Source organism: Methylobacterium sp. 190mf (genome assembly GCF_900107945.1).
Taxonomy (GTDB): Bacteria; Pseudomonadota; Alphaproteobacteria; order Rhizobiales; family Beijerinckiaceae; genus Methylobacterium.
In genome coordinates this window covers 40,185-46,403 of the sequence record NZ_FNVI01000033.1, presented here as the reverse complement: position 1 = coordinate 46,403, position 6,219 = coordinate 40,185, and the positions used below count along the sequence as shown (strand labels likewise).

The window sequence follows — 6,219 nt, the reverse complement described above, 5'->3', positions numbered from 1 at the left end:
ATCGGTTCACGCGCCCGCAAGGTCGCCTCGTCCGACGAGGTCGCCCAGGTCGGCACGATCTCCGCCAACGGCGACAAGGAGATCGGCGAGATGATCGCCCACGCCATGCAGAAGGTGGGCAACGAGGGCGTGATCACGGTCGAGGAGGCCAAGACGGCCGAGACCGAGCTCGACGTCGTCGAGGGCATGCAGTTCGACCGCGGCTACCTCTCCCCGTACTTCATCACGAACGCGGAGAAGATGGTCGCCGAGCTCGAGGATCCCTACATCCTCATCCACGAGAAGAAGCTCTCGTCGCTCCAGGCCATGCTGCCGGTGCTCGAGGCCGTCGTTCAGACCGGCAAGCCGCTCCTGATCATCGCCGAGGACATCGAGGGCGAGGCTCTGGCCACCCTCGTCGTCAACAAGCTCCGCGGCGGCCTCAAGGTCGCGGCCGTCAAGGCGCCGGGCTTCGGCGACCGCCGCAAGGCGATGCTCGAGGACATCGCGATCCTGACCAAGGGTCAGATGATCGCCGAGGATCTCGGCATCAAGCTCGAGAACGTGACGCTCCCCATGCTCGGCCGCGCCAAGCGCGTGCGGATCGAGAAGGAGAACACCACGATCATCGACGGCGTCGGCGAGAAGTCCGACATCGAGGGCCGGATCAGCCAGATCAAGGCGCAGATCGAGGAGACCACCTCGGACTACGACCGCGAGAAGCTCCAGGAGCGCCTGGCCAAGCTCGCGGGCGGCGTCGCGGTGATCCGCGTCGGCGGCGCGACCGAGGTCGAGGTGAAGGAGAAGAAGGACCGCGTCGACGACGCGCTGAACGCCACCCGCGCGGCGGTCGAGGAAGGCATCGTCCCCGGCGGCGGCACCGCGCTGCTGCGCGCCACGGCGGCTGTTCAGGCGCTCTCGAGCGACAACCCCGACGTCCAGGCCGGCATCAAGATCGTGCTGAAGGCGCTCGAGGCGCCGCTGCGCCAGATCGCCCAGAACTCGGGCGTCGAGGGCTCGATCGTGGTCGGCAAGATCCTGGCCGATGCGTCTTCGACCTTCGGCTTCGACGCCCAGACCGAAGCGTATGTCGACATGCTTCAGGCCGGCATCGTCGATCCGGCCAAGGTGGTCCGTGCGGCGATCCAGGGGGCGGCTTCGGTGGCCGGCCTTCTGGTGACCACCGAGGCGATGATCGCCGAGGCCCCGCGGAAGGAGGCTCCCCCGATGCCGAGCGGTGGTGGAATGGGCGGCATGGGCGGCATGGACTTCTGAGCTACCAAACCAGTTCCGGTGATGCCCGACGAGCCGGACGCCGGCTCGTCGGGGGCACGTCACGCGGGCCGGGATGCACGGACTGGCCCCGTTCCGGTCCTGCGGAAGCGCCCGACCGGAGAGCTCCCAAACATCGGCGCCGTGTCATCGCGATCGAGACCCGCGTCTCGCGCCGTGAGGCGGCCCGGGACGCGGGAGGCCGCGGCGGCGGCCGATCCCGAAGTCGCTCCTGAGGGCAACGCACATGCGCATTCTCGTCGGCGGCAAGATGACCTACGAGTTCCTGCAGCCCACCCCCATCATCGCGACGCTTAACGTCCACGCATCGCGCTTCTCGGATCTCGAACGACCCGACTACTTGATCACGAGCCCCGCTGTACCGGTCCAGGGCTATCGCGATAGTTTCGGGAACTGGTGCAGCCGCATGGTTGCCCCGGCTGGCCGCTTCACGCTGCGGACCGACACGATCGTGCGGGACCCCGGCGGCGGCGACCCGGCGGCCTTCGACGCTCGGGAGACCGCAATCGAGGAGTTGCCGTCGGATACGGTGCTGTTCCTCCTCGGCAGTCGGTACTGTGAGACCGATCGTCTGTCATCGATCGCCTGGGATCTGTTCGGCCACCTGCCACCGGGCTGGGAGCGTGTGCAGGCGATCTGCGACTACGTCCATGATCGAATTACCTTCGGATACGAGCATGCGCGAGCCACGCGGACGGCCTTCGATGCATTCGAGGAGCAGCGGGGCGTCTGCCGTGATTATGCGCATCTGGCGATTGCGTTCTGCCGGTGTCTCAACATCCCGGCACGCTACTGCAACGGCTATGTCAGCGACATCGGTCTGCCGCTGCCCCATGCGCCCGGCGATTTTGCTGCCTGGATGGAGGTTTTTCTCGGCGGGCGCTGGCACACGTTTGATCCGCGCAACAACAGCTCACGCATCGGTCGGATTCTGATCGCCTATGGTCGAGACGCCGCGGACGTCCCGTTGACGCTGACCTTTGGACCCAACGAACTCGTCGCGTTCCATGTGACGACGGAAGAAGCGCCTCCAATATAGTCGCAGATTTCTGAACGCGGCATTGGCTGCTGGAAGTCGTCGGCCGTTTGACTACGAAAGCTATCAAATCCTATCTGAGATACCGCAAATACGTGTCGTATCCTTGACGCAGATCGATAAATGCAGCGTTAGTGACTGGCAATTGCCCAGGCCCTTGCGTGGGACGGATTTTGCTGACTTCTTCGTGAGATGGGCCGCAGCGAACTGGAATGGCTGAGCCGCGAGGAACTGATCGATCCTTCGACAGACTCAGGATAAGGTGGTGCTGTGGCTGCAGCAACCGGACAAGACCTCGCGCACCTCATCCAAGCCGCCCGTGACGGATCGCAAGGAGCAGCGCGCGCACTCCAAGCCCAGCGGGGCAAGCCCCCTCACGAGGGTCACAGCCGGGTGCTGAGCGATGATCCCGATACAATCGTCCCGCGTCGTTCCCAGGCGTGTGCGTGCTGCGGCGCCAGCCTGCATGCCGCTCTTCCGGCAGAGGTCATCAGCGTCGCCGAGCAGATCGAGCTGCCCGCGGTGGCACCGATCGTGACGCAGCGCCAGCACTTTGCCGTTTGTTGTCCGAGCTGCGGGACGCGCGTGATCGCGCCATCGGCCGAAGCAGCTCGCGGCACCCCGTTCGGTCCGCGGCTGCATGCGGTGGCGACGTACCTGAGGACCTTACAGGCGCTCTCGTACGAACGGCTGTAGGCGGCGCTTTCCGACCTGTTCGGCCTCACCCTCAGCCAGGGCGGGTTGATGAACTTGCTCCGCCGCGCGCAGGGCTGCTTCCTGTCCGGTTGTGACGCGGCCATCGCGCCCCCGGCGCCGGGCCGAGGTCATCGCCTGCGACGAGACCGGCGTGCGGATCGAAGGCGCGAACGCTTACCACTGGCTGTTCCACTCAGCTGCGGCCGTGGTGCACACGACTTCGCCGACTTGCGGCGCCGTCGTAGTGCGGGAGATGATGGAGGGGCACCGGCCCACAGTGTGGACTCGGACCGCTATACCGCCCAACAAGGCCACGCGGATGAACACCAGACCCACCTGGCGCATCTGGCCCTCGACATCGCCTACGTTGTCGAGGTCAGCGATGACCCCGTACCCTGGCGCCTGCAACTCTGGCTGGGAGACGTGTTCGCCCTGGCCGAACACGTCGTGGATCTCGCCGCCTCGACGCTTTCAGCCCAGCGCCGGAGCCTGGATCGGCAATTCGGTGCCATCTTGGCCACGCCGAGCCGCTATGACCTGACCCGCGAGCTGCAGGCCACGATCAGCCGCGCCCGCGATCAGCTCCTGGTGTTTCTCGCCTATCCCGGAAAGGTCGGGCCGACCGACAACAGTTCGGAGCGGCTGCTTCGTCCAGCCGTCGTGCAACGGAAGGTGACCAACGGTGACCGGGCCATGTGAGCGGCCGAGGGCGAGACCGCCATCCGCACCGTCGTCGACACAGCGCGCCTGACCGGCGCCCGTCGCTTCGCAACCATCCTCAAAACCGTCGGTGCCTGAACCCAGCCATCACAGACCTTGGTAATTGAAATGTCTGCTTACCGGCCGTTCTTCAAACAGAATGAATGACCGACTTGGGCGCCAAGTCGAATGTCCGGTTCTGCGCGCGACGTCGATCCAGCGTGACGAAATATGGCCGAGAGCGGAGTGGCCGCTGTGGAGCGCGACCGCTGCAAAGGCGGACGGCCTCCCACCGACCCGACCCTGCCGTCAGAGCGTATCGGCACGTCTCCCGGAAGCGGATCTCCAGCGTGCAGCAACCGGACGATGCGCGCCCTGCTCAGTGCGCCAGCGATCGGTCCGATGCGTCCGACGAACGCTTCTTCCTCTTGCGCTTGCTCGCTTTCAAGACCACGTCCGCGTTGTCCTCGGCGATGCGCTCAGCCAGCGCGAAGTCGTGAAGCTCCGCGGTCGCACCCTCAGCGGCGGTCGCCCCTTCTGTCACGGCGTAGAACGCGGCGCGGACGATCTCCTTCTTGCTCGCCTCCGGATGCCGCTCACGGATGGCGGAACGGATCGCCTTCGGCTTCATGCCCGGCGCGGCGATCTTCCTCAGCGTGTCCGCGATCTCCCGGATCGATGCCATACCGCTACCTTCACCTGACCCCTTCTGCCGGCTCACAAACCCGTCAGCCGACGGGGCGTTCCGATACCGCGGCCACACAGGCGGCTTCCCGCGCGCGACGCGCCGCACCCGCGGACGTGAGGTCGCGCCGACGCGCCGCGCTCCTCCCGAGACCGGAACGCGCTCGGCGCGCGCGGGGGCACGCAAGCGGGCCGCGTTCACCTCAGTAGCGGGTGATGGCACGCAGGCCGAACACCGCGGCGCCGCGCACCCGCTTGCCGTCAGGATCGCGCGGATTGGCGATCCCGCCACCCGGATGGGCGACGTACTGCACGGTCGGCTGCAGGGCGATGCCGGGCGCGAGCACGGCCTGATAGGTCGCTTCGAGCAAGATCTCGGCGCTCCGGCGCGGTGCGGGTGTCGTGCTCTGGAGCGCGGCGATCACATCGAGCCGGCGTGCCGCCGGGGAGATGCGGGTGATGCCGACGGCGAGGCCCAGCGTGTCGTCCGACCGTCCGGGGATCAGGCCGCGATAGGCGATGCCGCCGTCGATGTAGAGGTCCACGAGATTGCGGTCCCCCGGCGAGACGGACGCACGCAGGAAGACGCTGGCGCCGTCGTTGGGATCGTCCGGCTCCTGGTAGATCGTCTGGTCGATGAGCCCGTAGAGGCCCGAATTGCCCGAAACCCTCCGATCGAGGCCACTCACCGGATCCGGCGTGAGGGCATCGACGCGGCCGAAGCGGTGCCAGCCGCCCAGCGTGACGGTGCCCGGCCGGCCTTCGGAACTCGGACGGGTGTTGTAGGCGTAGGCGACCTCGGCGATGACGAGCGGGGGGTCGGAGACGGGGAAGCGGATACCGTTCGGATTGCGGCGCTGCGGGTCTACGCCCGAGCGGGGACGGCCGCCGCCGGGTGTGCCGTCGATCACGCTCGCCTGGAACGAGAGATCGGGCGTCGGGACGTACTTCAGGCGGACGGTCGGCGCCGAGAGCGGATAGGCCGGCCCTCCGTCCACCATGTTCGCGGCGAAGATCTCCGGCCAGCCGAAGGTACCGTTGGTGAACAGGATGCTGGTCTGGCTCACCATGTACTCGGTGTCGGCGGAGAGCTGGCCGACACGGACGGACAGCCTGTCGTCGAACAGGCTCTGCTCCAGCCACAGCTCCGAGAGCCGCGAAGCCGGCAGGGCCTCGATCTCGCTGATCGTCATGAGGTTGCCGACGCGGCTGCGGGAGGCTCCGCTGCCCTGGATCTGGTAGACGGTGGCGTGGGCCGTCGCCCCCTTCCACCCGGCGAGCGTGTCGAGATCGACATCGACGTCGAGATCGAGCAGCGTCAGGCCCGTGGAGCCCCGCCGCAGGCCGCCGCGCAGGTTGCGGTAGGTCTCGGCCACACTGATCAGGCCGAAGGTGATCCCGCGGCTCTCCAGGAAGGCGCGGTACCCGCCGGGATCGCCGGCGGCCCCGAGGAGGGGCTGGAACGAGGTCGTGACCTCCGCCGCGCGACCGGCCGAGAACACGGGCTGAGCGACCGAGGTCTGCGGATCGCCGCCTGCGCCGGAGGGTGAACCGATGGCGAGGCCCTCCGCGGCGACCCGCGCGGCCGTCGCCAGCGGATCCGCGGCCGGTTCGGCCAAGGCACGGCCGACCGGCGCGATGAGAACGAGCGTGATGCCAGCGAGGGCGCAGATGACAGAGCGCACCAGGACCTCTGGAGACATCGGGCTCGGCGAACGAAGGCATAGCCTCGTGACCATTCGACGACGGCGGTGGCGAGACATCGCCGCGAATTGATGGGACAGACGCGGCACTGACGCTGGCTCGTACAACCGCAGGTCGCTAGGGTTCTC

At 67.3% G+C, this 6,219-nt stretch carries 4 protein-coding genes and 1 pseudogene; 3 read left to right on the top strand and 2 right to left on the bottom strand.

Annotated elements, in window-relative coordinates; all coding sequences use genetic code 11:
* The 3 genes and pseudogenes from groL to C4T42_RS27615 all read left to right on the top strand — a co-directional run.
* A partial coding sequence (groL, locus tag C4T42_RS27625) for a chaperonin GroEL (RefSeq protein ID WP_103986243.1) occupies window positions 1-1,254 on the top strand: 1,254 nt, incomplete at its 5' end.
* A gap of 244 nt (window positions 1,255-1,498) precedes the next feature.
* Window positions 1,499-2,311 (top strand): transglutaminase family protein, encoded by an 813-nt coding sequence (locus tag C4T42_RS27620; RefSeq protein WP_020095946.1) that lies wholly within the window; start codon window positions 1,499-1,501, stop codon window positions 2,309-2,311.
* A 189-nt stretch (window positions 2,312-2,500) separates the two neighbouring features.
* Window positions 2,501-3,802, top strand: a pseudogene (locus C4T42_RS27615) (IS66 family transposase).
* A 280-nt stretch (window positions 3,803-4,082) separates the two neighbouring features.
* On the opposite strand, the gene C4T42_RS27610 reads toward C4T42_RS27615, so the two are convergent.
* Both C4T42_RS27610 and C4T42_RS27605 read right to left on the bottom strand, forming a co-directional pair.
* Entirely contained in the window at window positions 4,083-4,388 is a 306-nt protein-coding gene (locus C4T42_RS27610) for a hypothetical protein (protein ID WP_020095942.1), read from the bottom strand.
* A 202-nt stretch (window positions 4,389-4,590) separates the two neighbouring features.
* Window positions 4,591-6,072, bottom strand: coding sequence for a carbohydrate porin (locus C4T42_RS27605; protein WP_234083210.1), 1,482 nt, complete (start codon window positions 6,070-6,072; stop codon window positions 4,591-4,593).
* Between the last annotated feature and the right edge of the window lie 147 nt (window positions 6,073-6,219).

Excerpts from the sequence above, each read along its gene's own strand:
- C4T42_RS27620 (WP_020095946.1), top strand. The coding sequence starts at position 1,499 with ATGCGCATTCTCGTCGGCGGCAAGATGACCTACGAGTTCCTGCAGCCC.
- C4T42_RS27610 (WP_020095942.1), bottom strand. The coding sequence starts at position 4,388 with ATGGCATCGATCCGGGAGATCGCGGACACGCTGAGGAAGATCGCCGCG.